Annotated in this window: 19 protein-coding genes and 1 riboswitch; of the genes, 11 read left to right on the forward strand and 8 right to left on the reverse strand. The window is 72.3% G+C overall.

The window, feature by feature from the left end; all coding sequences use genetic code 11:
- Positions 1-242 precede the first annotated feature (242 nt).
- From ACFRQN_RS03645 to ACFRQN_RS03655, 3 genes are read right to left on the reverse strand one after another with little or no spacing between them, the layout of a single operon-like run.
- On the reverse strand, positions 243-1,319 hold the full coding sequence (locus tag ACFRQN_RS03645; RefSeq protein WP_049650550.1) for a low specificity L-threonine aldolase: 1,077 nt from the start codon (positions 1,317-1,319) through the stop codon (positions 243-245).
- Positions 1,316-2,074, reverse strand: coding sequence for an SDR family oxidoreductase (locus ACFRQN_RS03650; protein WP_079272480.1), 759 nt, complete (start codon positions 2,072-2,074; stop codon positions 1,316-1,318). The genes ACFRQN_RS03645 and ACFRQN_RS03650 overlap by 4 nt, the downstream gene beginning before the upstream one ends.
- Positions 2,071-3,471, reverse strand: a complete 1,401-nt coding sequence (locus tag ACFRQN_RS03655; protein ID WP_049650551.1) for a DUF6421 family protein — start codon at positions 3,469-3,471, stop codon at positions 2,071-2,073. Before ACFRQN_RS03655 ends, ACFRQN_RS03650 begins: the two co-directional genes overlap by 4 nt.
- 530 nt (positions 3,472-4,001) lie before the next feature.
- Here ACFRQN_RS03655 and ACFRQN_RS03660 point away from each other — a divergent pair.
- The 5 genes from ACFRQN_RS03660 (at position 4,002) to ACFRQN_RS03680 (ending at position 8,593) form a co-directional block, all read left to right on the forward strand.
- Positions 4,002-4,889, forward strand: a complete 888-nt coding sequence (locus ACFRQN_RS03660) for an ABC transporter substrate-binding protein (protein ID WP_049650552.1) — start codon at positions 4,002-4,004, stop codon at positions 4,887-4,889.
- 68 nt (positions 4,890-4,957) lie between these two features.
- Complete coding sequence (locus ACFRQN_RS03665) at positions 4,958-5,857, forward strand: amino acid ABC transporter permease (protein WP_380737962.1); 900 nt, start codon at positions 4,958-4,960, stop codon at positions 5,855-5,857.
- A complete protein-coding gene (locus tag ACFRQN_RS03670; RefSeq protein WP_380737964.1) occupies positions 5,854-6,612 on the forward strand; it encodes an amino acid ABC transporter ATP-binding protein in 759 nt (252 codons plus the stop codon). The genes ACFRQN_RS03665 and ACFRQN_RS03670 overlap by 4 nt, the downstream gene beginning before the upstream one ends.
- Positions 6,613-6,936: 324 nt before the next feature.
- Positions 6,937-7,491: a DUF5134 domain-containing protein gene (locus ACFRQN_RS03675; RefSeq protein WP_380737966.1), complete on the forward strand. Its 555-nt coding sequence runs from the start codon at positions 6,937-6,939 to the stop codon at positions 7,489-7,491.
- A 154-nt stretch (positions 7,492-7,645) separates the two neighbouring features.
- A complete protein-coding gene (locus tag ACFRQN_RS03680) occupies positions 7,646-8,593 on the forward strand; it encodes a M56 family metallopeptidase (protein WP_117492506.1) in 948 nt (315 codons plus the stop codon).
- 58 nt (positions 8,594-8,651) lie between these two features.
- On the opposite strand, the gene ACFRQN_RS03685 is transcribed toward ACFRQN_RS03680, so the two are convergent.
- Positions 8,652-9,086: a MarR family winged helix-turn-helix transcriptional regulator gene (locus ACFRQN_RS03685; protein WP_049650557.1), complete on the reverse strand. Its 435-nt coding sequence runs from the start codon at positions 9,084-9,086 to the stop codon at positions 8,652-8,654.
- Between the two features lie 87 nt (positions 9,087-9,173).
- Between ACFRQN_RS03685 and ACFRQN_RS03690 the strand changes: the two genes are divergently transcribed.
- Positions 9,174-10,688, forward strand: coding sequence for an MFS transporter (locus ACFRQN_RS03690; protein ID WP_380737968.1), 1,515 nt, complete (start codon positions 9,174-9,176; stop codon positions 10,686-10,688).
- Between the two features lie 228 nt (positions 10,689-10,916).
- Positions 10,917-11,522 (forward strand): TetR/AcrR family transcriptional regulator, encoded by a 606-nt coding sequence (locus ACFRQN_RS03695; protein ID WP_049650559.1) that lies wholly within the window; start codon positions 10,917-10,919, stop codon positions 11,520-11,522.
- A gap of 79 nt (positions 11,523-11,601) precedes the next feature.
- On the opposite strand, the gene ACFRQN_RS03700 is transcribed toward ACFRQN_RS03695, so the two are convergent.
- Positions 11,602-12,468 (reverse strand): helix-turn-helix transcriptional regulator, encoded by an 867-nt coding sequence (locus ACFRQN_RS03700; protein ID WP_049650560.1) that lies wholly within the window; start codon positions 12,466-12,468, stop codon positions 11,602-11,604.
- A 418-nt stretch (positions 12,469-12,886) separates the two neighbouring features.
- Between ACFRQN_RS03700 and ACFRQN_RS03705 the strand changes: the two genes are divergently transcribed.
- On the forward strand, positions 12,887-13,462 hold the full coding sequence (locus ACFRQN_RS03705) for an ATP-binding protein (protein WP_380737970.1): 576 nt from the start codon (positions 12,887-12,889) through the stop codon (positions 13,460-13,462).
- A gap of 385 nt (positions 13,463-13,847) precedes the next feature.
- On the opposite strand, the gene ACFRQN_RS03710 is transcribed toward ACFRQN_RS03705, so the two are convergent.
- Entirely contained in the window at positions 13,848-14,111 is a 264-nt protein-coding gene (locus ACFRQN_RS03710; protein ID WP_074004386.1) for a DUF397 domain-containing protein, read from the reverse strand.
- Between the two features lie 558 nt (positions 14,112-14,669).
- On the opposite strand from ACFRQN_RS03710, the gene ACFRQN_RS03715 reads away from it, so the two are divergent.
- From ACFRQN_RS03715 to ACFRQN_RS03725, 3 genes are all read left to right on the forward strand, one after another.
- Complete coding sequence (locus ACFRQN_RS03715) at positions 14,670-15,629, forward strand: hypothetical protein (protein WP_259316966.1); 960 nt, start codon at positions 14,670-14,672, stop codon at positions 15,627-15,629.
- Between the two features lie 451 nt (positions 15,630-16,080).
- Positions 16,081-16,251: riboswitch (cyclic di-AMP (ydaO/yuaA leader) on the forward strand.
- The gene (locus tag ACFRQN_RS03720; protein ID WP_380737973.1) at positions 16,238-17,629 is read left to right on the forward strand and encodes a transglycosylase family protein; all 1,392 of its coding nucleotides are present in this window, start codon (positions 16,238-16,240) and stop codon (positions 17,627-17,629) included. Its footprint overlaps the riboswitch before it by 14 nt.
- A gap of 314 nt (positions 17,630-17,943) precedes the next feature.
- Positions 17,944-18,144: a hypothetical protein gene (locus tag ACFRQN_RS03725; RefSeq protein ID WP_117492512.1), complete on the forward strand. Its 201-nt coding sequence runs from the start codon at positions 17,944-17,946 to the stop codon at positions 18,142-18,144.
- Between the two features lie 109 nt (positions 18,145-18,253).
- Here the strand turns inward: ACFRQN_RS03725 and ACFRQN_RS03730 are convergent, their stop codons facing one another.
- On the reverse strand, positions 18,254-19,273 hold the full coding sequence (locus ACFRQN_RS03730; protein WP_181970866.1) for a LacI family DNA-binding transcriptional regulator: 1,020 nt from the start codon (positions 19,271-19,273) through the stop codon (positions 18,254-18,256).
- A 25-nt stretch (positions 19,274-19,298) separates the two neighbouring features.
- Positions 19,299-20,996, reverse strand: coding sequence for a glycoside hydrolase family 13 protein (locus ACFRQN_RS03735; RefSeq protein WP_049650564.1), 1,698 nt, complete (start codon positions 20,994-20,996; stop codon positions 19,299-19,301).
- Positions 20,997-21,004 lie beyond the last annotated feature (8 nt).

The following is a 21,004-nucleotide window of genomic DNA, read 5'->3' on the forward strand; positions in this document are numbered from 1 at the left end:
AAGGAACGGACGCTTCCTTCGGACCGCCTTCCAGCGGACCCTCCGGGCTTCGTTCTTTCGTGTTTCCAGCTTATCAGATGTTTTCCGCTCCGTTTTCCGGAGTTTCATTCATCGGATTCACTTTCCGCTTTGCCGCCCCGGTCTCCCGCGGCGACTCCGGAACTGTACGGGCACCGGCCCGCCACATGCAAATCGTCCCGCCCCGCTGTCGCGGGACGGGACGATCCATCGTTCGAGCACCGTCAGGCGCGGCCCATCTCCTCGGCGATGGCCGCCGCGAAGGCGTCGATGTCGGCCTCCGTGGTGTCGAAGGCGCACATCCAGCGGACCTCGCCGGTGTGCTCGTTCCAGAAGTAGAAGCGGTAGCGCTTCTGGAGCCGCTCGCTCACCTCGCGCGGGAGGATCGCGAACACCGCGTTCGCCTGGGCCGGGCGGACCACCTCGACGCCGTCGATCTTCCGGACCGCGGCCTCCAGGCGGCTGGCCATCGCGTTGGCGTGGCCGGCGTTGCGCAGGTAGAGGTCGCCGGAGAGCAGGGCCTCGAACTGGACCGAGACGAAGCGCATCTTCGAGGCGAGCTGCATCGAGGTCTTGCGGAGGTACGTGATGTTGCGAACCCGCTCCGGGTTGAGCACCACCACGACCTCGCCGAACAGCAGGCCGTTCTTCGTCCCGCCGAAGGAGAGCACGTCGACGCCCACGTCGGTGGTGAAGGCGCGCAGCGGCTGGCCGAGCGAGGCGGCGGCGTTGGCCAGGCGGGAGCCGTCCACGTGGACGAGCATGCCCAGCTGGTGGGCGTGCTCGGTGATCGCGCGGATCTCGTCGGCGGTGTAGAGGGTGCCGAGCTCGGTGCTCTGGGTGATGGAGACCGCGAGCGGCTGCGCGCGGTGCTCGTCGCCGAAGCCCCAGGCCTGCTGGTCGAGCAGCTCGGGGGTGAGCTTGCCGTCCGGGGTGGGGACGGTGAGCAGCTTGATGCCGCCCATCTTCTCCGGGGCGCCGCCCTCGTCCACGTGGATGTGGGCGGACTCGGCGCAGACCACCGCGCCCCAGCGCGGGAGCAGGGCCTGGAGGGCGACCACGTTGGCGCCGGTGCCGTTGAAGACGGGGTAGGCCTCGGCCTTGTCGCCGAAGTGGCGGCGGAAGACGTCCTGGAGGTGGGCCGTGTAGTCGTCCTCGCCGTAGGCGATCTGGTGGCCGCCGTTGGCGAGGGCTATCGCGGCGAGGACCTCCGGGTGCACGCCGGCGTAGTTGTCGCTGGCGAAGCCGCGGACGGCGGGGTCGTGCCGCCGTACCGCGTCCGTACGGGTGAGGTCGGTCATCGGGCTGTCAGCCACAGGTGCTGTCCGTTCAGTTCTGCTGCGGGGCGGTCCCAGAGGCCCGCCAGGTGTCCGGCGAGGTCGGCGGTGTCGGTGAAGCCGGCGAACTTCGCCTCCGGCTTCTCGGCCCGCATTTCGGGACTGACCAGCGCCTTGATGACCAGGATCGCAGCCGCCGCGGTGGGCTCGCCGTCGGGGGCGGTGGTCTCCTTCTTGAAGGAGTCGGCCATGGCGAGGGTCCACGCCTCGGTGGCGGCCTTGGCGGCCGCGTAGGCGGCGCCGCCGGCGGTGGGCTTGTGCGCGGCCGCGGCGGAGATCATCGCGTAGCGGCCGGCGGTGCTGCGGACCAGCGCGGGCTGGAAGGCCAGCGAGGTGTGCTGGAGGGTGCGCACGACGGTGTCGTGCAGGAAGTCCCAGTCGTCCAGCCGGGTGTCGAAGAAGGTCTTGCCGCCGCGCCAGCCGCCGACCAGGTGGAACAGGCCGTCGACGTGGCCGTGCTCGGACTCCAGGTGGTCGGCCCAGTCGTGGACCTCCTGCGGGTCGAGCAGGTCGATCACCTGGCCGCTGACCTTGGCCCCGCGGACGGCCACCCGGGTGGCGTCCAGCGCGGACTCCAGGCGCTGGGCGTCGATGTCGGCGCCGATCACGGTGGCACCGTCGGCGGTGAGGCGGCGCAGCACGGCGCGTCCGGCCGGGCCGCTGGCTCCGGCGACGGCGATGACCTTGCCGGCCAGCGGGGCGTTGGTGGAGGTGGTCACGCGGCGGCTCCCTGGATCCCGGCGCCGGTGATGCCGGCGGTGGCGGCGATGACGCCGCTCAGCTTCTTGTTGAGGGCCTCGTAGAACATGCTCAGCGGGAACTCGTCCGGGAGCACGGCGTCGCAGAGGGCCTTGTTGAGGGCCTTGCCGTCGGTGATGTCGAGCGGCAGGGCCTCGGAGCCCTTCGCCCAGGTGGAGGCCGGGTGCGGGGTGAGGTAGCGGGAGACCAGCTCGTACGCGGCGATCCAGTGGGCCGGCTTCGGCCGGTCGATGCCGTCGCGGTAGAGGGTCTCGATCTCGGCGCAGAGCGCGTTGGTGACCTGCTGGGCGCGCTCCCAGTCGATGCTGAGGCGGTTGTCGCGCCAGCGCAGCGCGTCGTGCTTGTGCAGGTAGGCGAAGAGCAGCTGGCCGCCGAGGCCGTCGTAGTTGCGCACCCGGTCGCCGGAGACCGGGAAGCGGAACAGGCGGTCGAAGAGGACCGCGTACTGGACGTCGCGGGCGTGCGGGTTGCCCTCGGTCTCCAGCTGCACCGCCTCCTTGAAGGTGGTGAGGTCGCAGCGGAGCTCCTCCAGGCCGTACATCCAGAACGGGCTGCGCTGCTTGATCATGAAGGGGTCGAACGGCAGGTCGCCGTGGCTGTGGGTGCGGTCGTGGACCAGGTCCCACAGGACGAAGGTCTCCTGCGCGCGCTGCTGGTCCTGGAGCAGGCCCTCGGCGTCGGCCGGGATCTCCAGGCCGAGCTGCTGGACGGCGCTGGTGGTGACGGCGCGGAAGCGCGCGGCCTCGCGGTCGCAGAAGATGCCGCCCCAGGTGAATCGTTCCGGCGCCTTGCGCACGGAGACCGTCTCGGGGAAGAGCACGGCGGAGTTGGTGTCGTAGCCGGCGGTGAAGTCCGTGAAGGTGATCGGCACGAACATCGGGTTGTCGAAGCGGGTGCGCTCCAGCTCGGCCAGCCAGTCGGGCCACACGACGCTCAGCAGGACGGCTTCCAGGTTGCGGTCCGGGTTGCCGTTCTGGGTGTACATCGGGAAGACGACCAGGTGCTCCAGCCCGTCCTCGCGCTGGGCGGCGGGCTGGAAGGCGAGGAGCGAGTCCAGGAAGTCGGGCTCGCGGTAGCCGGTGTCGGCCCACTTGGCGAGGTCCGCGTCGACGGCGGCCAGGTAGGCGGCGTCGTGCGGGAAGTTCGGAGCGAGCTCCTGGACGGCGGCGCGGACGGTCGCGACCAGCGGGTCGACCGTGTGCCGCTGGACGGCGGCCAGGTCGATCGAGCCGTCCTTCGACTGGAGCGGGCGCAGCGTCTCGACGGCCTCCTTCAGGCGCAGCCAGGCCGGGTGGCCGGCGAGGGTCGAGACCGGGGCGTCGGCCGCCACAGCGAGCCTTGGCGAAAGATTCTGCATCGTGGACTCACTTCGACAGGAGTTATTTCAACGGGAACACCATAAGTACGAAAGGTTCTCCCGTTCAAGGGGGGCCGGACGGGCAAAGTTCCGGCGCACCACCGCTCCGGCGCGGAAACCTTCGGCGGGAGGCGGGTTGTCCGGCATGTGGACAGTGATCTGGATGTTCTGGACAGATGCGCCGTTCTGATGCGAACCTCCCCGCATGCTCCCGGCGGTGATCACGGTGGCCGTACGCCACGACAGCCCGTTCCGGGCGCCCTCCCGTCGGCACGTCTGCCGTCGCTGTCGCGCGCGCGGCCTCTGCTGCCGCTGTCGCCGCTGTTGTTGACCGGCCTGCCGCCGACCCGGCTGCTGCCGGTCCGGCTCGGGGGGCGCCGCGGACGCGGGCCCGTACGCCGACCATGCCGCCTGTGTTCCGGCGCCGCCACCGGGGGGAAGTGACCCGCCGGGATGCGGGCCGCCCGTCGCGCCCTCCCGTGCCCCTCACCTTCCTTCCGTCCCGCCGGTCCTTTCCCTGGAGCCCCGTCATGACCCTCCGCAAGCCGTCCGCCGTACTGCCCATCGCCGCGCTGGTCGCCGCCGCGGCCGTGCTGACCGCCTGCGCGCCGCAGGACTCGAAGTCCGACGCCGCCCCGGGCGCCTCGGGCGCGGCCGGGTCGGCGGCGGGCTGCGCGCCGGGGGCGCTGGCCACGCGTACCGCCGGGACGCTGACCGTCGGCACCGACAAGCCCGCGTACGACCCGTGGTTCACCGAGGACAAGCCGGAGAACGGCAAGGGCTTCGAGTCCGCCGTCGCCTACGCGGTCGCCGAGAAGCTCGGCTACCCGAAGGAGAAGGTCAGCTGGGTGGTGGCGCCGTTCAACAAGGCGACCTCCCCGGGTGCCAAGGACTTCGACTTCGACATCAACCAGGTGTCCGTCAGCGACGAACGCAAGCAGGCGGTGGACTTCTCCTCCGGTTACTACGACGTGCGCCAGACCGTCATCGCGCTGAAGAACTCCAAGGCGGCGGGGGCCAGGAGCATCGCCGACCTCAAGGGCGCCAAGCTCGGCGCGCAGGTCGGCACCACGAGCCTGGACACCATCACCGACACCATCAAGCCGAGCACCCAGCCGGCCGTCTTCGACTCCAACGACCTGGCCAAGGCGGCGCTGAAGAACGGCCAGATCGAAGCGCTGGTGGTGGACCTGCCGACCGCCTTCTACATCACCGGCGCCGAGGTGCCGGAGGCCCAGGTGGTCGGCCAGTTCGAGGTGTCCTCGCGGGCCGAGCAGTTCGGCCTGGTGCTGGACAAGGGCTCCAAGCTGACCGGCTGCGTATCGCAGGCGGTGGACGCGCTGCGCGCCGACGGCACGCTGGCGAAGCTGGAGAAGCAGTGGCTCTCCGACGCCGTCTCGGCACCGGTGCTGAAGTGAGTGCTGACCTGGGCCCCCGGCCGAGCGGGGAGTCGTCAGGCGGGGAATCGTCGGGTCGGGAGGGCTCAGTGGACCTCGCCAAGGCCCCGGCGGCGCGGACCGGGACGCCGGCCGCGGAGGACGGCTACCGCCCGTCCGAGCGGCGGCTGGCGCACGAGGCCTACCGGCGCTCCCGGGCCCGCCGCTCGGCGCTGATCGCCACCGCGTCGACCCTGGCGACGGCTGTCGTGCTCTACCTGCTGGTCGTCAACTCCCCCGGCTGGGAGGTGACCCGGCGGACCTTCTTCAACCTCGACTACGCCCGCCAGGCACTGCCCGAGGTGCTGAAGGGGCTGCGGCTGAACCTGGAGCTGATGCTCGGCTGCGGGGCGCTGATCCTGGTGTTCGGACTGCTGCTGGCGGTGCTGCGGACGCTGCGCGGGCCGGTCTCCCTGCCGGTGCGGCTGCTGGCCACCGCGTACGTGGACTTCTTCCTCGGGCTGCCGATGATCATCTGCCTGCTGGTGATGATCACCGGGGTGCCGGCGCTGCGGCTGACCGGGGTGACCACCGATCCGCTGCTGCTGGGCGGGGCCGCGCTGGTGCTGACGTACTCCGCGTACGTCTCCGAGGTGTTCCGCTCCGGCATCGAGTCGGTGCACCCGAGCCAGCGCGCCGCGGCCCGGTCGCTGGGGCTGACCAACGCGCAGGCGATGCGGTACGTGGTGCTGCCGCAGGCCGTCCGCCGGGTGGTGCCGCCGCTGCTCAACAACCTGGTGAGCCTCCAGAAGGACACCGGGCTGGTCTCGATCGGCGGGGCGATCGACGCGGTGTACGCGGCGAAGATCATCGCGGCCCGGTCCTTCAACTTCACGCCGTACCTGGTGGCGGGGCTGGTGTTCATCGTGCTGACCATTCCGTTGACCCGGTTCGCCGACTGGCTGACCACCCGGATGACCCGCCGCCAGCTGCAGGGAGGTGCGGTGTGACGTCGAGCGAGGTGCTCCGGCTGGAGTCGGTGCGCAAGACCTTCGGCGACCAGGTGGTGCTGCGCGACGTGGACCTCGCCGTGGCCGAGCACTCGGTGACGGCGCTGATCGGGGCGTCCGGCTCCGGCAAGTCCACGCTGATGCGCTGCGTCAACCTGCTGGAGGGGATCGACGACGGGGCGATCTTCCTGGACGGTGAGGAGATCACCGATCCGCGCGCGGACGAGGACGCCGTACGGCGCCGGATCGGCGTGGTGTTCCAGTCGTACAACCTGTTCCCGCATCTGACGGTGCTGGAGAACATCACGCTCGCGCCGCGCCGGGTGCACCGGGTCGCCCGGGCCGAGGCGGAGGCGCGGGCGCTGGAACTGCTCGACCGGCTCGGGCTGGCGGCCAAGGCGAAGGAGTACCCGGACCGGCTGTCCGGCGGGCAGCAGCAGCGGGTCGCCATCGTGCGCGCGCTGGCCACCGGGCCGCGGCTGCTGCTCCTGGACGAGATCACCGCGGCGCTCGACCCGGTGCTGGTCGGCGAGGTGCTGTCGGTGGTGCGGGACCTCAAGGAGCAGGGGATGACGATGGTCCTCTCCACCCACGAGATGGGCTTCGCCCGCGAGGTCGCCGACCGGGTCTGCTTCCTGGACGGCGGGGTGGTGCTCGAACAGGGGCCGCCGGAGCAGGTGTTCGGCGACCCGCGGGAGGAGCGCACCCGGCAGTTCCTCAGCCGGGTGGTCGCCTCGGGGCGGCTCCAGAGCTGAGCGGGCACGCCCGGCCGGCGGGTACCGCACTGTGCGGCCGGGGTTTGCCACAAGGCGTGCGGTGGGCGTGCGGCAGGCGTGCGGCCAGGGCTTTCGCGAGGACGGGCACCACTGTGCGCCCCCGTACGCGCCCTGGCCACGCCCGGCCGGGTGCGGTGATCGTGGACCGGACGTCCGTCGCCGCGCACGGGGGCGGCGCACGGGCGACAGCCGACGGGTGACAACTGACAGCCGACAGATTTCATCATCTGTTCGCTGACCGCTGTCCGTTGTCATCTGTTCGCCGCCCGCCGCCCCGTCGCCCACCGCCCCGGGAGGCCTCCGTTGCACGGACCCGCCCTGGTCAACTGGCTCCTCGCCCTCCTCGCCGCCGGCGCGGGCACCTCCTGCCTGACCCGGCTGCGCCACTCCCCCTGCGCCCCGGGCGGCGCACACCGGCCGCTCGCCCGCGAGTCCGACGCCGCCGAGGCCCTGATGGGGCTCGGCATGGCCGCGATGGCCGTCACCGGCGCCACCGTCCCGGCCGCCGTCTGGGCCGGGCTCTTCGGCCTCCCCGCCGCCGCCTTCCTGCTCGCCGCCGTCCACGCCCCGGCCGGCCGGGCGCACCGCCTGCACCACGCGGTCGGCGCGCTCGCCATGACGTACATGGCCCTCGCGATGACGGGCACCTCCGGCCACGGGCACCACCAGGCCGCCGCCCTGGGCCTTCCGGCGCTGACCGGGGCGCTCCTCCTCTACTTCGGCGGATACACCCTCTGGACCGGCAGCCGGCTGCTGCGCACCCCGGCGGGCGCCCTCGCGGTCGGCACCGCCGGTCTGCCACAGGCCTGCCGACTCACCATGGGGATCGGCATGTTCGCCATGCTCCTGACCATGTGACGGCCGCACGCCACGACCTCCGGCGCCCCAAGGCCCCCGTCCGGGCGTGGCGTTGGTCACTGGCCGGACGAAAGCCGTTCCACCGGACGTCGCCAGCGCATAGGTTGGCGGGGAACGCGTTGTCGCGTTCCGTGCGTACTCGGGGAGCCCATCGATGCCTGCCCTGATCGGCCTGCTGCTGCTCGGCCTGCTGCTCTCGACCGTCGCGCCCCGGCTGCTGGCCCGGGCCCGCTGGGCGGAGCGCGAACCGGTGCTGGCACTGCTGGTGTGGCAGTGCCTGGTGGTGGCCGTCCTGCTCTGCTGTGCGCTGGGCCTCCTCCTGGCGGCCTCCGCCGCCCTGCCGGAGCTGCGCGCGCTGCTGTTCCGCGGCGCGCCGCACGGCGTGGAGGCGGCGTACGGCCTCCAGGAGGCCGAGGGCTGGGGCCGGCTGTGCGCCGCGGCACTGGCCGCGGGCGGGGTGCAGACGGTGTTGGCGCTCACCCGGGAGGTCCGCACGGCCAAGGCACTGCGCAATCGTCGGCACGCCCAACTGGCCACCCGCGCGCCCGAGTTGCCGGACAGCATCGAGAGCGACCGGAGCCGCCGGGAGCGGCTGGTGGTCCTGGAGAACGTCCGCCCGGAGGCATGGTCGCTGCCCGGACCGGACTCCCGGCTGGTGGTCACCACCGGCGCCCTCCGGCAGCTGACCGACCGGGAGCTGGCGGCCGTGCTGAGCCATGAGCGCGGCCACGTCCGGGCCCGGCACCACTGGCTCCAGCAGTTCGCCCAGGCGCTCGCCTCCGGCTTCCCCGGGGTCGGCGTGTTCAGCGCCTTCCGGGACCAGGTGGCGGAGCTGGTCGAGCTGGCCGCCGACGACCGGGCCGCCCGTCGGCACGGTCGGCACACCACCGCCCTCGCGCTGGCCGAACTCAACCTGGACCGCGGGGTGTTCGGCTCCTGTCCGCCCGGCCTGGCACAGTCCCCGAAGCGGGTCGACCGGCTGCTCGCGGGCCGTCCGCGGCTCTCCGTCCCGCACCGGCTGCGGCTCACCGTCGGGGCGCTCGCCGCGCCCGCCGTGGTCGTCCTGCTGGCCGCCGCACCGGGGCTGCACTCGCTGCTCTGAGGCCAACCCGGCGTCAGCCCGGGGTTCTTGACGTTCCGTCAGCCGGAAAGCCGATCCGTCAGTCGGTGGACGATCCGCAGGCCGGCCCGAGTCCGCCGCCGAGGGTCAGCTCCAGCACCTGGCGGTGGAGCGGCCTGGCCTGCTCGTACCGTTCCCGCCCGGCCTCGGTGAGGGTGAGCACGACGCCCCGCCGGTCGCTCTCGCACATCGCCCGGGTGACCAGTCCGGCCTTCTCCAGGCGGGCGATCAGCCGGGAGAGCGCGCTCTGGCTCAGGTGGACGGTGTGGGCCAGCTCGCTCACCCGCACCGCGGGCCCGCCGCCGCCCCCGCACTCCTCGACGAGGCGCTCCAGCACCTCGAACTCGCTCATGCCCAGCCCGTACCGGTCGCCCAGCTCGCGGTCGAGCATGCAGGCCGCGGCGGCGTGCCGGGCCAGCAGCTCGCGCCACTGCGCGACGAGACCGGTCTCCGCCGGGGAGTCGAGTTCAGCCACGCCGCCACCCTAGCACGTGCATCGACAATTATTGCGTTCACATCTAATTCACTTGCATTGAATGCATGTGCATGTACTGTCCTCCCCATGACCACCGCGACCGTCCCATCACCCGATGCCCCGTCAACCAGCGGGCCGCACTGGACTCCCCGCCTCTGGGGCACCCTGATCGTGCTCTGCGCCGCCATGTTCCTGGACGCCCTGGACGTCTCCATGGTGGGCGTCGCCCTCCCGTCCATCGGCTCCGACCTGCACCTGTCCACCTCCACCCTGCAGTGGGTGGTCTCCGGCTACGTGCTCGGTTACGGCGGTCTGCTGCTGCTCGGCGGACGCGCCGCCGACCTGCTCGGCCGCCGCCGGGTGTTCCTGGTCGCCCTGGGCGTCTTCGCCGCCGCCTCACTGGTCGGCGGCCTGGTCGACGACGGCGGCCTGCTGATCGCGGCCCGCTTCCTCAAGGGCGTCAGCGCCGCCTTCACCGCCCCGGCCGGCCTGTCGATCATCACCACGACCTTCGCGGAGGGCCCGGCCCGCAACCGCGCCCTGTCGATCTACACCACCTGCGGTGCCAGCGGCTTCTCGCTCGGCCTGGTGCTCAGCGGCCTGCTCACCTCGGTCGGCTGGCGCTGGACCTTCCTGATGCCCGTCCCGGTCGCACTGCTCGCGCTGGTCTTCGCCGTCCGGCTGCTCCCCCGCCCGGTCGAGGAGCGCGCCAAGGGCGGCTACGACGCGCTGGGCGCGATCACCGGCACCGCGACCGTTCTGCTGCTGGTCTTCACCGTCACCGAGGCCCAGGGCGCCGGCTGGCTGAGCGCGCGCACGCTCGGCTCGATGCTCGTCGTCGCCCTGTTGGCCGCCGCCTTCCTGCGGGTGGAGAGCCGCGCCGCGCACCCGCTGGTCCGGCTCGGCATCTTCCGCAACGGTTCGGTCGCCCGGGCCAACGTGGTCGCCTTCGCGATGACCGGCGCCTACGGCGGCTTCCAGTTCGTGGTCACCCTCTACCTCCAGCACCTGCTCGGCTGGTCGGCCCTGGAGATGGCCCTCGGCCTGCTCCCCGCCGCGGCGCTCATCGCGCTCTCGGCGCCCTTCATGGGCCCGTTCGTGGACCGCTTCGGCACCGGGCGGCTGCTGCCGATCGGCCTGCTCTCGCTGGTCGCCGCCTTCGCGCTGTTCCTGCGGCTGGACGAGCACAGCTCGTACCCCGGCCTGGTGCTGCCCTCGATGCTGCTGCTCGGCGTGGGCTTCGCCTTCGCCTTCCCCTCGGTGAACATCGCCGCCACCGACGGCGTGGGCGACGAGGAGCAGGGCCTGGCCTCGGGCCTGGTGAACACCGCGATCCAGGTCGGCACCGCGGTGGTCCTGGCCGGAGCGACCGCGATGATCACGGCCGGCAGCGCGGGCGGCGACAGCCCGCAGGCCCAGCTGGACGGCTACCGGCCGGCGCTGCTGTTCGTCACGATGGTCGCCCTGGTCGGCCTGGTGGTCGCGGCGGCGGGCGCCCTGGTGGACCGGCGCCGCGCCTCAACTCCCGCGCCGGTGCCGGATTATGATTACTCATCAGCCGGGTCGACCGCGGCCCGCGCCGAAGTCCTGACCGAGCGCTGACCCCGGGCCCCGCCCGCGGCCGATCTCCGGGCCGTCGGGCCGTGGCGCCGGCTCCACCAAACCCCCGTGTTGGTGGAGCCGGCCGTCTTCGTGGCGGCCGCCCGGGCAGCGCCCCTCGGGGCACGGTTCCTCGGTGCGGCTGTCGGCTCCGCAAGTATATTGGCTCGCAGCCAACGAACGTTCGGAGCAGACACGATGGCACCTCGCGGGGATTCGGTCAATGAGGAGATGCGGCAACGCTCCCGCCGACGCATCATGCGGGCCACCGTCGAGCTGGTTGACCAGCGCGGATACGCGGGCACCACGCTGACGGACATCGCCGAGCGGGCCGGGCTCGCCCGCGGGCTGCTCTCGTACTACTTCGACGGCAAACGGCTGCTGATGCAGTCCGCGACGCACCGGATGATGCACCAGTCGCTGGCCTGCGCCTTGGCGGAACTGGCACCCGGTTCCTCACCGAACGCCCGGCTGGCCCGGGCGATCGACACCGTGCTCGGGCTGGCGCTGGACCACCCCCGGGTGATGCGCTCGCACCTGGCGCTGATCCTCGACCCGGACACCGGCGCCTTCGTCCAGGACCCGGAGCAGCAGCAGCTCGGGGCCCTGCTCCAGGGCCTGCTGCTCGACTGGGGCGCGCCCGACCCGGTCGCCGAGCACGCCGTCCTGCGCAGTGCGCTGATGGGCGGCTGCATCGGGGTGCTGCTGCCGGGCGCCGAGATCCCGCTGGCGCCGATCCGGGCCGACCTCTTCCGCCGCTACGACCTGGCCTGGGAGCTGGGCCGCCCGCCGCAACCGTCCCCGCCGGAACGCGAGAGGCCGCCGGCCCGCGACTGACGGCGGGTGGGCGGCCTGGCGGACCGACTGCCGGGGGCCTCGCGAGGGAGGGATCTCACAGGCCCCGGACGGCAGCGGCTCAGCGTTCCTTCAGGATCGAGGCGAGCAGATCTATCGTGCGCTCCGGCGTGAGACTGTCCACGCAGAGCCGCTCCATGACCTGGATGTAGGCGTCGACGTCGTCGCGCTTGTCCAGGTAGAGCGCGCTGGTGAGCTGCTCCAGGTAGACCACGTCCGCGAGGTCCTGCTCCGGGAAGCGCAGGATCGTGAACGCCCCGGACTCGCCCGCGTGCGCGCCGAACCGGAACGGCATGACCTGGATCACCACGTTGGCCTGCTCGGCGACGTCGATCAGGTACTGCACCTGACCGCGCATCACCTGGGGCCCGCCGACCGGCCGGCGCAGCGCGGCCTCGTCGATGACCGCCCACAGGCGCGGGCTGGCCCCCTCGGTCAGCAACTTCTGACGGCGCAGCCGGAGGCTGACCCGCCGTTCGACCTCCTCCTCGCTGATGACCGGCCGACTCTGGCCGAAAACCGCCCGTGCGTACTCCTCGGACTGCAGCAGTCCGGGGATGAACTGCACCTCGTAGGTGCGGATGAGCTGGGCGGCCTCCTCCAGGCCGACGTAGGTCTGGAACCAGCCCGGCAGCACGTCGTTGAAGCTGTGCCACCAGCCGGACTTGTTGGCCTCGCGGACGAGGCCGAGCAGGGCTTCCCGCTCGATGCCGTCGTCCACGCCGTACAGGCTGAGCAGGTCGGCGACGTCGCGCTCCTTGAAGCTGACGCGGCCGAGCTCCATGCGGCTGATCTTGGACTCGGAGGCCCGGATCGCGTAGCCCGCGTCCTCGCGGGTGATGCCGCGCGCCTCACGCAGGCGGCGCAGCTGCGAGCCGAGGAGGATCCGGCGGACCATCGAGCCGCCGCCCGGCTGAACTGTGGTCATGCGGTCGAAACCTCCACCTAGGGCAAACAGCGCACAGTCTGCCATCAGTTGAGCGCTCACGGTGCCGATACTGACGGATGTTCCTATCAGTTCTGCACTCCACGCACCAGGATGCACGTGCATTCGGCGCTTGCATATGCCAATAGTGCGACTGCACGTGAATCGACTCTTGCATCTGCAGTGAGCGCACACCACCATGGTGCACGTGCACCTGCACATCCCTGGCAATCCCGCGGGCTCCGCGTCGACCCCACGCGCGACTCCGTGCACCGACCCGACGGCGTCCCCCGCGTCATCGGGCGTTCGAGTGCGCGCGCGCCTGGTCGAGGGGGCGGCCGAGCGGCCGAGCGAGTCGGAGGTGACCGGCATGACCCCGGCGGGTCCAGCCGTGTCCGCCCCCTTATGGGAGGAGCTCTTCATGAGCACCGGTACGGCTTTGGCGGTTGACCCCCATGTGGTCACCTGTACGCTCGCTCCTCGCTTCGAAGCCGTCAGAACCGCGCGGGACTTCGCTCGGAGCACGCTCCAGCTCTGGGGCCTGACGGAACTGTTCGACGACGTCGCGCTGGTGGCCTCGGAACTCGTGACCAACGCGCTCCGGCATGCGATCGGCGCACGGCCCGACCCGTCGGGCGGCGCCCTGGGCGAGTACGACTTTCCCATGAAGCCGACCGCGGACGGCCGGCTGCCGATCCGAATAAGCCTGGTGCACCGCGCACCCCAGGTGGTCTGCGCGGTGAGCGATCCGAGCAGCACCGGCCCGGTCGCCCGGGAGGCCGACTTCGTCGCCGAATCGGGCCGCGGGCTGCACCTGGTGGAGTCGTTCAGCCGCTCCTGGGGCTGGCACCCTCTGGGCAGCGGCAAGGTGGTCTGGGCGATGTTCGAGACCGAGTCGGTCGGCGGTTCCCCGCTGGACGGACACCCCGGGCTCGGCGGCCGCTCACCGCTCGACGGTCCCGTCGACGCCGGCGGACGGCATCGGCGCTCGGCCTAGGACGGGCCCCGCGCTCCGAGCGGGTCCTGTACTCCCAGCGGGCCCCGTGCTCCGAGCGGGCCCGGCGTTCCGGACGAGCCCTGACCCCGGGACAGGCCCTGCGCTCCGGAGGAGCCCTGCCTTCGGGACGGACCCCGCGCCGGACGGCGCGCGGCCGGTCGACGGACACCCCGGGAGGACCGCACCCCGGGCGCTTCCAGCAGGCCCCGTCGAGAGCCTCCGGCACCACGGAACCGCGAGCGGCTCAGCGCGGCCGGGCGGGCCGGGCGGCCGGACGGATCCGGGAGAGGCCTCCGGAGCGAAGACATCCGGAGGAGACAAAGACAAAGGCCGTCGTGGTGTCGGCACCCACGACGGCCCCCCGATGATGGAGCACGGCGGCCGGTCAGACCGCCAGGTGGTCGAACTCCCCGTCCTTCGCCCCCAGCAGCAGGGCGGAGATCTCGGCCCGGGTGTAGATGAGGGCGGGGCCGTCCGGGAACCGCGAGTTGCGCATCGCCACATCGCCGCCCGGCAGGGCCGCGAACTCGACGCAGTTGCCCTGGGAGTTGCTGTGCCGGCTCTTCTGCCAGACCACCCCCTGGAGATCGGCGGCGGCCATCCCGTTGTAGGTGTCGTACGAGCCGTGCGTGTCCTGCGAGTCGTGCATAGAAATCTCCCGAAGAGCTCCGGAGTTGTCGTCCAGCGCGGCGCCCCCGGCACCGCCGAAACGAACGGACCGGCCCCGTACCGGTCCGGCACAACGCCTCACTTGACGTGATGATAGCCGCAGTGCACGTGCATCAGCACGGGACATTGCAGGTGCACGAGGCCTTTTACCCGCAGCCGCGAACTCTTCACGGGCCCTTCCCCTGACGGTACGTAAACGGACATAGCCGATGAATCGTCGAGCCCGCGATAACCGGCCGTGAGCACCTCCCCGCTGAATGTTGATCTTCGAATGCCGGGAGTCGCCCGCCCGTGACCCTCCGTCAAGCCGGGCTCATGCTGTGAGACATCTCACGCGCCCCGGGTGCAACGCCCGTCCCCTCGGATCGCGTCGGGACAAGCACCGGCCACCATGCGGGGGTTGGGCGAAGAATGTCCGGATTGTAGGCAAAGCGCCCGGACCGGCGCCGGAGACGCACCGGGTCCGTACCGCGAGCACGCGAAACCCGTACGGCAGCCGACTGCAAGCCGGACGGGCCGATGTCCTACGATCTCCGGCATGAGCACCGCAGCCATTCCGGGCGCGCCACTGCCCGTCCGTACTCCAGGCTCCCGTGCGCGGGGGCGCCACCGTCGTCCCGAGCGCCCCGAGATCCCGGCCGGCGCCCCGGCCCTGGTGCTCGCCGTGCCCGCGACCGCCGGGCCCGAGTCCCGCTCGGTCGTCGAGGAGCTGCTCTCGATCGTCCGCACCGAGCAGAACGGCGTCCAGACCGCCGTCGGCTACCTCCCCGGTGACGGTGCGGCGGGCGCGAGCGGCGAGGACCGCACCGTGGCCGAGCTGCTGGCCCTGGCCGCCGAGGCCGGGCGGCCGATGCCCGTCCTGGTGCCGCTGGTGCCCGGCCCGCACACCTTCCTGACCGGGCTTCACGCGCTCGCCGCCGAGTACGGCGCGCCCGTCACCGACCCGCTGGGCCCGCACCCGCTGCTGGCCGAGGCCGTGCACGTCCGGCTCTCCGAGGCCGGGCTGGCCCGGGCCGACCGCGCCCGACTGTTCGCCATCGCGACCGCCGCGGACGGCGTGGTGCTGACCACCGTCGGCGGCGAGGACGCGGCCGCCGCGGCCGGCATCACCGGCGTGCTGCTGGCCGCCCGGCTGGCCGTGCCGGTCGTCGCCGCCGCGCTCGACGTGCCCGGCTCGGTGGCCGCGGCCGTCAACCACCTCAAGGACACCGGCTCGCAGCGCCCGGCGCTGGCCCCGCTGGTGATCGGCCCGGAGGCGGACTCCGAGCTGCTCGCCACCGCCGCCGAGGAGACCGGCTGCCCGTCGGCCGCGCCGCTGGGCGCCTACCCGTCGGTCGGCCAGCTGATCGCCTCCACCTACCTGGCCGCGCTGCCCACGCCGTCCCCGGAGGACCTGGCACGGGCCGAGGCGGAGGCGGCGGCCGCCGCCGAGGCCGAGGGGGTCGCGGAGGGCTCCCGTGGCGCCCACGCGGCCGCCGAGGGGCCTGGCGGACGATAAGGACACCGCGCGCGGGTTCGCGCGCACCGAAGGGCCCGGAACGGATCGCGTTCCGGGCCCTTCCACGTACTTCCCCCCACCCCGTCCGTCCCGTACGGGAGTCACCCGGCAATGAAGGGGAATGTCCGTTCTGGCGCTATTTGAAAGGAAATAGGGAGCGTGGATTCACATGCTCCGATCGCGACCGCTCCCCCACCCGCCGGAGTGCGCCACTCCGCGATTCGACGCACCGTCACGCCACTCCTGAGGCGGAGCCAGTTGTCGGCTTCCACAACAGCATTGCCTGAAAACGATCATTTACGATCATGGTGAGTGGCAATTTTGGCAGTTTCCACTAAACCGTGATGCACATCACAGTGGTTTGCAGTTTGAACTTAAGTCTGATTAACGTGCTCCCCGTTCGTGACCACACGAACCCGGTCATCCGCAACGCCGAGTCCTGCCGTCGGATGTCCTGGAAGCGCGAAAACGCACCACGGCAGGAGCGGGGGACCCACAGGTAAGTCGCCCCGGACCGCTCTCCGGAACGGTCCAGGGCTAGGGGTGAAGCCGTGCTCACCGCACGGCCGGGCAACTCCAGCCCGAATCCGACAGCTCACCTCGCAGGCGTGGGAGAGGACCACGTCTTCATGCTGCCCACCAACGGCACCCGTCTGTCCGGCCGTACCCGTCGCGTGATCGCCGCCCTCGGCGTCGCGGGCGTCGGCCTCACCGTCCCCTGCCTCACCACCAGCACCGCCTCGGCCGCCTCCGTCGCCACCTGGGACAAGGTCGCCCAGTGCGAGAGCGGCGGCAACTGGAGCATCAACACCGGCAACGGCTTCTACGGCGGCCTCCAGTTCACCTCCAGCACCTGGTCCGCCTTCGGCGGCACGGCCTACGCGGCCCGCGCCGACCTGGCCGCCAAGGACCAGCAGATCGCCGTCGCCGAGAAGGTCCTCGCCTCGCAGGGCCCCGGCGCCTGGCCGGTCTGCTCGGTCCAGGCCGGGCTCACCAAGGGCGGCGCCGCGGCCGCCGTTGACACCTCGGCGGGTTCGACCGCCGCCAAGCCCGCCGCGCCCGCCCAGAGCGCCAAGCCGGCCGCTCCGGCCGCGAAGCCCAGCGCCAAGCCCGCACAGCCCCAGACCCCCGCCGCGAAGCCCGCCGCGCCCGCCCAGGGCGACGCGCAGGCCTCCACCGACTCCGCCGCCTCCGGCAACCGGAGCGACTGGGTGCAGAAGCGCCAGCAGCAGGCCCAGGGCGGCGACTACACCGTCGTCGAGGGCGACTGGCTGTCCGCGATCGCCGACCAGCACAAGGTGCAGGGCGGCTGGCAGCGGCTGTACGACCTCAACCGCGGCACCCTGACCGAGGGTCCGGACACCATCTACCCGGGCCAGCAGCTGTCCTTCGGCGGCAACGGCCAGGCCCGGGCCGGCCAGTCCTCCGCCGGCACGTCCGGCTCGGACTTCACCTGGTTCGACCGCTCGCAGAAGTCCGGCCAGTCCGCGAACGGCGGTGCCGTGAACGCCCAGCCGACCGCGCAGCCCGAGGCCCCGGCCGCCAAGCCGTCCACCAAGCCGGCCGCGAAGCCCGCCACCAAGCCCGCTCCCCAGCCCCAGGCCCAGACGCAGACCCAGGCCCAGGTGCCGGCCGCGACCGGCAGCATGGCCGCCGCGGTCTCCTTCGCCCAGTCGAAGGTCGGTCAGGCGTACGTCTACGGCGGCACCGGCAACGGCGGCTGGGACTGCTCCGGCCTGACCCAGGCCGCGCTGCGCGCCGCGGGCGTCTCCGTCCCGCGCGTCGCCGCCGACCAGGCCGCCGCCAGCACCCACGTCTCGCTGGACAGCCTCCAGGCGGGCGACCTGCTGTTCTGGTCCAACAACGGCAAGGACTCCGGCGTCTACCACGTCGCGATCTACATCGGCAACGGCAAGTACGTCGAGGCCGCCAACCCGAGCTCGGGCGTCCGCGAGCAGAGCATCGCCAACTGGGCCCCGGACTTCGCCGGCCGGGTCTGAGGACGGCGCGCGGTCCACGGCGCTTGGCTGGCTGACGGCGCACGGCCGACGGACCGACGGTAACAGCTGACGGGTAACAGATAACAGCTGACAACTTTCAACATCTGTCAGCTGTTATCCGTCAGCTGTCGGCCGTCGTCCGAACGCTGACCGCCCACCACCCCCGGGGAGAGTCTGGTCGCTCCTCCCCGGGGGTTCCGGCGTTCCCGGGGCCCCGGCGTGCCCGACCGTTCCCGACCGCGGTTCCGCCCCGTTCCGTGGTGGATCGCCGCCCCAGCGGGCATGCTGCTGCTCTGCACTCGAGGAGGAGTCACATGGCCCAGGTCACCGTCACCCTCGACGCGAACCTCGCGATCGACGCGATGATGCTTTCCGGCACCAAGAGCCCCCAGGACGCCGTCGAGCTGGTCCTGCGCGACTACCTGGCCCGCGGCCGCCGCACCGAGACCCGTACCGGCGAGGCCGCCGACGGGCACCGCCTGACCGCCGACCGCCCGACCGCCCAGGAGGGCTGACCCACCCCACGGCCCGCCACGGCCCGCGACGGCCGACCGCGCGCACGCCGACGGGCCCCGGAGAGCGATCGCCCTCCGGGGCCCGTCCGACGGCCGTGGCGGCCGGGGTTCAGCGCGCGCAGGCCCCGGTGGACCCGCGCATCACCAGCTCCGGCTGGAACATGAACTCGCCGCGCTGGGCGGCGTTCCCGCCGACCTCCTCCAGCAGCGCGTCCACCGCCGCCGTGGCCATCGCCTCGACCGGCTGGCGGATCGTGGTCAACGGCGGCTCGGTGAAGGCGATCAGCGGCGAGTCGTCGAAGCCGACCACCGACACGTCCTGCGGCACCGACAACCCGCGCTGCCGCACCGCTCGGATCGCCCCGAGCGCCATCATGTCGCTCCCGCAGACGATCGCCGTGCAGCCCTTGTCGAGCAGCGCGCCGGCCGCCGCGTGCCCGCCCTCCACGCTGAACAGCGTGTGGTGGACGAGGTTCTCGGCCTCCTCCCGGCCGAGCCCGAGCACCTCGCGCATCGCCGCCGTGAAGCCCTCGATCTTCCGCAGCACCGGTACGTACCGGCGCTGACCGACGGCCAGCCCGATCCGCTCGTGCCCGAGTTCGGCCAGGTGCTGGACGGCCATCCACATCGCGGCGCGGTCGTCCGGCGAGATGAACGGCGCGTCGATCTTCTCGCTGTAGCCGTTGATCAGCACGAACGGCACCCCGCGCCCGGCCAGCCGGGCGTAGCGGTCGTGGTCGGCGGTGGTGTCGGCGTGCAGGCCGGAGACGAAGACGATGCCCGCCACGCCCCGGTCCACCAGCATGTCCACCAGTTCGTCCTCGGTGGACCCGCCCGGCGTCTGGGTGCACAGCACCGGGGTATAGCCGTGCCGGCTGAGCACCTGCTCGATCACCTGGGCCAGCGCCGGGAAGATCGGGTTGCTGAGCTCCGGCGTGATCAGGCCGATCAGCCCGGCGCTGCGCTGGCGAAGGCGGGTCGGCCGCTCGTACCCGAGCACGTCGAGTGCCGCCAGCACGGTCTGCCGGGTGGCGGCGGAAACGTTCGCCTTGCCGTTGAGCACGCGGGAGACGGTGGCTTCGCTGACCCCCGCCTGCGCCGCGATGTCTGAGAGTCGCGCCGTAGTCACGGTCCCAGAGCCTATTCCAACCACGTCAGACCGCCCACCAGCCGGTGCTGTCCGGAGCGAGCACCGTCTCGCCGCCGTCCACCACGAGGTCGGTCGAGGCGAGCAGCAGCGTGCCCGGGGCCGCGATCCGCACCGGCTCGCCGGTGGTGTTCACGGTGCAGACGAAGGCGCCGCGGCGGAACGCCAGGGTGCCCTCGGGGCTCTCCAGCCACTCGACCCCGGTGCCGGCGCCGAGGTCGGGCTGGGCCCGGCGGACGGCCAGCGCGCTGCGGTAGAGCTCCAGGGTGGAGTTCGGGTCGCCGGTCTGCGCCTCGACGCTCAGCTCGGCCCACTCGGCCGGCTGCGGCAGCCAGGACGGCCCGCCGGCCACCGGGCCGAAGCCGTACGGGGCCTCGGTGCCGGACCACGGGATCGGGACGCGGCAGCCGTCGCGGTAGCCGTCCTGGCCGGCCTGGCGGAAGAAGGACGGGTCCTGGCGGACCTCGTCGGGCAGGTCGGTGACGTCCGGCAGGCCGAGCTCCTCGCCCTGGTAGACGTACGCCGAGCCGGGCAGCGCGAGCATCAGCAGGGTGGCGGCCCGGGCGCGGCGCAGGCCGAGCGCCCGGTCGCCGGGGGTGCGGATCTGGGTGCCGAGGCCGGGCTCGTTGGCGAACCGGGTGGCGTGCCGGGTGACGTCGTGGTTGGACAGCACCCAGGTGGTGGGGGCGTCGACCGGGCGCATCGAGTCGAGCGAGAGGTCGATCACCTCGCGCAGCGCGGCGGCCTCCCAACCGGTGCCCAGGTACTGGAAGTTGAAGGCCTGGTGCAGCTCGTCGGGGCGGACGTAGTTGGCGGTGCGCTGGACGGTCGGGGTCCAGGCCTCGGCGACGCCGATCCGCTGCCCCGGGTACTCGTCGAGGATCGTGCGCCAGCTGCGGTAGATCTCGTGCACGCCGTCCTGGTCGAAGAACGGCATGACGTCGTTGCCGAGCAGCTTCAGCTGGTCGGCGCCGCCGAGGTCGGGCAGGCCGGGGGCCTTGACCAGGCCGTGGGCGACGTCGATGCGGAAGCCGTCCACGCCCATGTCGAGCCAGAACCGCAGGATCGAGCGGAACTCGTCGGCGACGGCCTGGTTCTCCCAGTTGAAGTCGGGCTGCTCCGGGGCGAACAGGTGCAGGTACCAGTCGCCGGGGGTGCCGTCCGGGTTCTCGCTGCGGGTCCAGGCCGGGCCGCCGAAGATGGACTCCCAGTCGTTGGGCGGGAGTTCACCCTGCTCGCCCTTGCCGGGGCGGAAGTGGTAGCGGTCGCGCAGCGGGGAGCCGGGGCCCTCCCGCAGGGCGCGCTGGAACCACTCGTGCTGGTCCGAGGAGTGGTTGGGGACGAGGTCGACGATGATCCGCAGGCCCAGGTCGTGGGCGTCCCGGATGAGGGCGTCGGCGTCCAGCAGGGTGCCGAACATCGGGTCCACGGCGCGGTAGTCGGCGACGTCGTAGCCGGCGTCCGCCTGCGGCGAGGCGTAGAACGGCGACAGCCAGACCGCGTCCACTCCGAGGTCGCGCAGGTAGGGCAGGCGGCTGCGGACGCCGGGCAGGTCGCCCATGCCGTCGCCGTTGGAGTCGGCGAAGCTGCGCGGGTACACCTGGTAGATGACCGCGTCCCGCCACCAGCCTCTGGACGCGCTGACGTTCGCCTCGTGAGCGGTGTCGGCGGCAGGCCGGGAGGTGTCGGCCAGGTTCTGGGTCATGGACGGTA

The sequence above is a fragment of the Kitasatospora sp. NPDC056800 genome (assembly GCF_042789775.1).
Taxonomy (GTDB): Bacteria; Actinomycetota; Actinomycetes; order Streptomycetales; family Streptomycetaceae; genus Kitasatospora.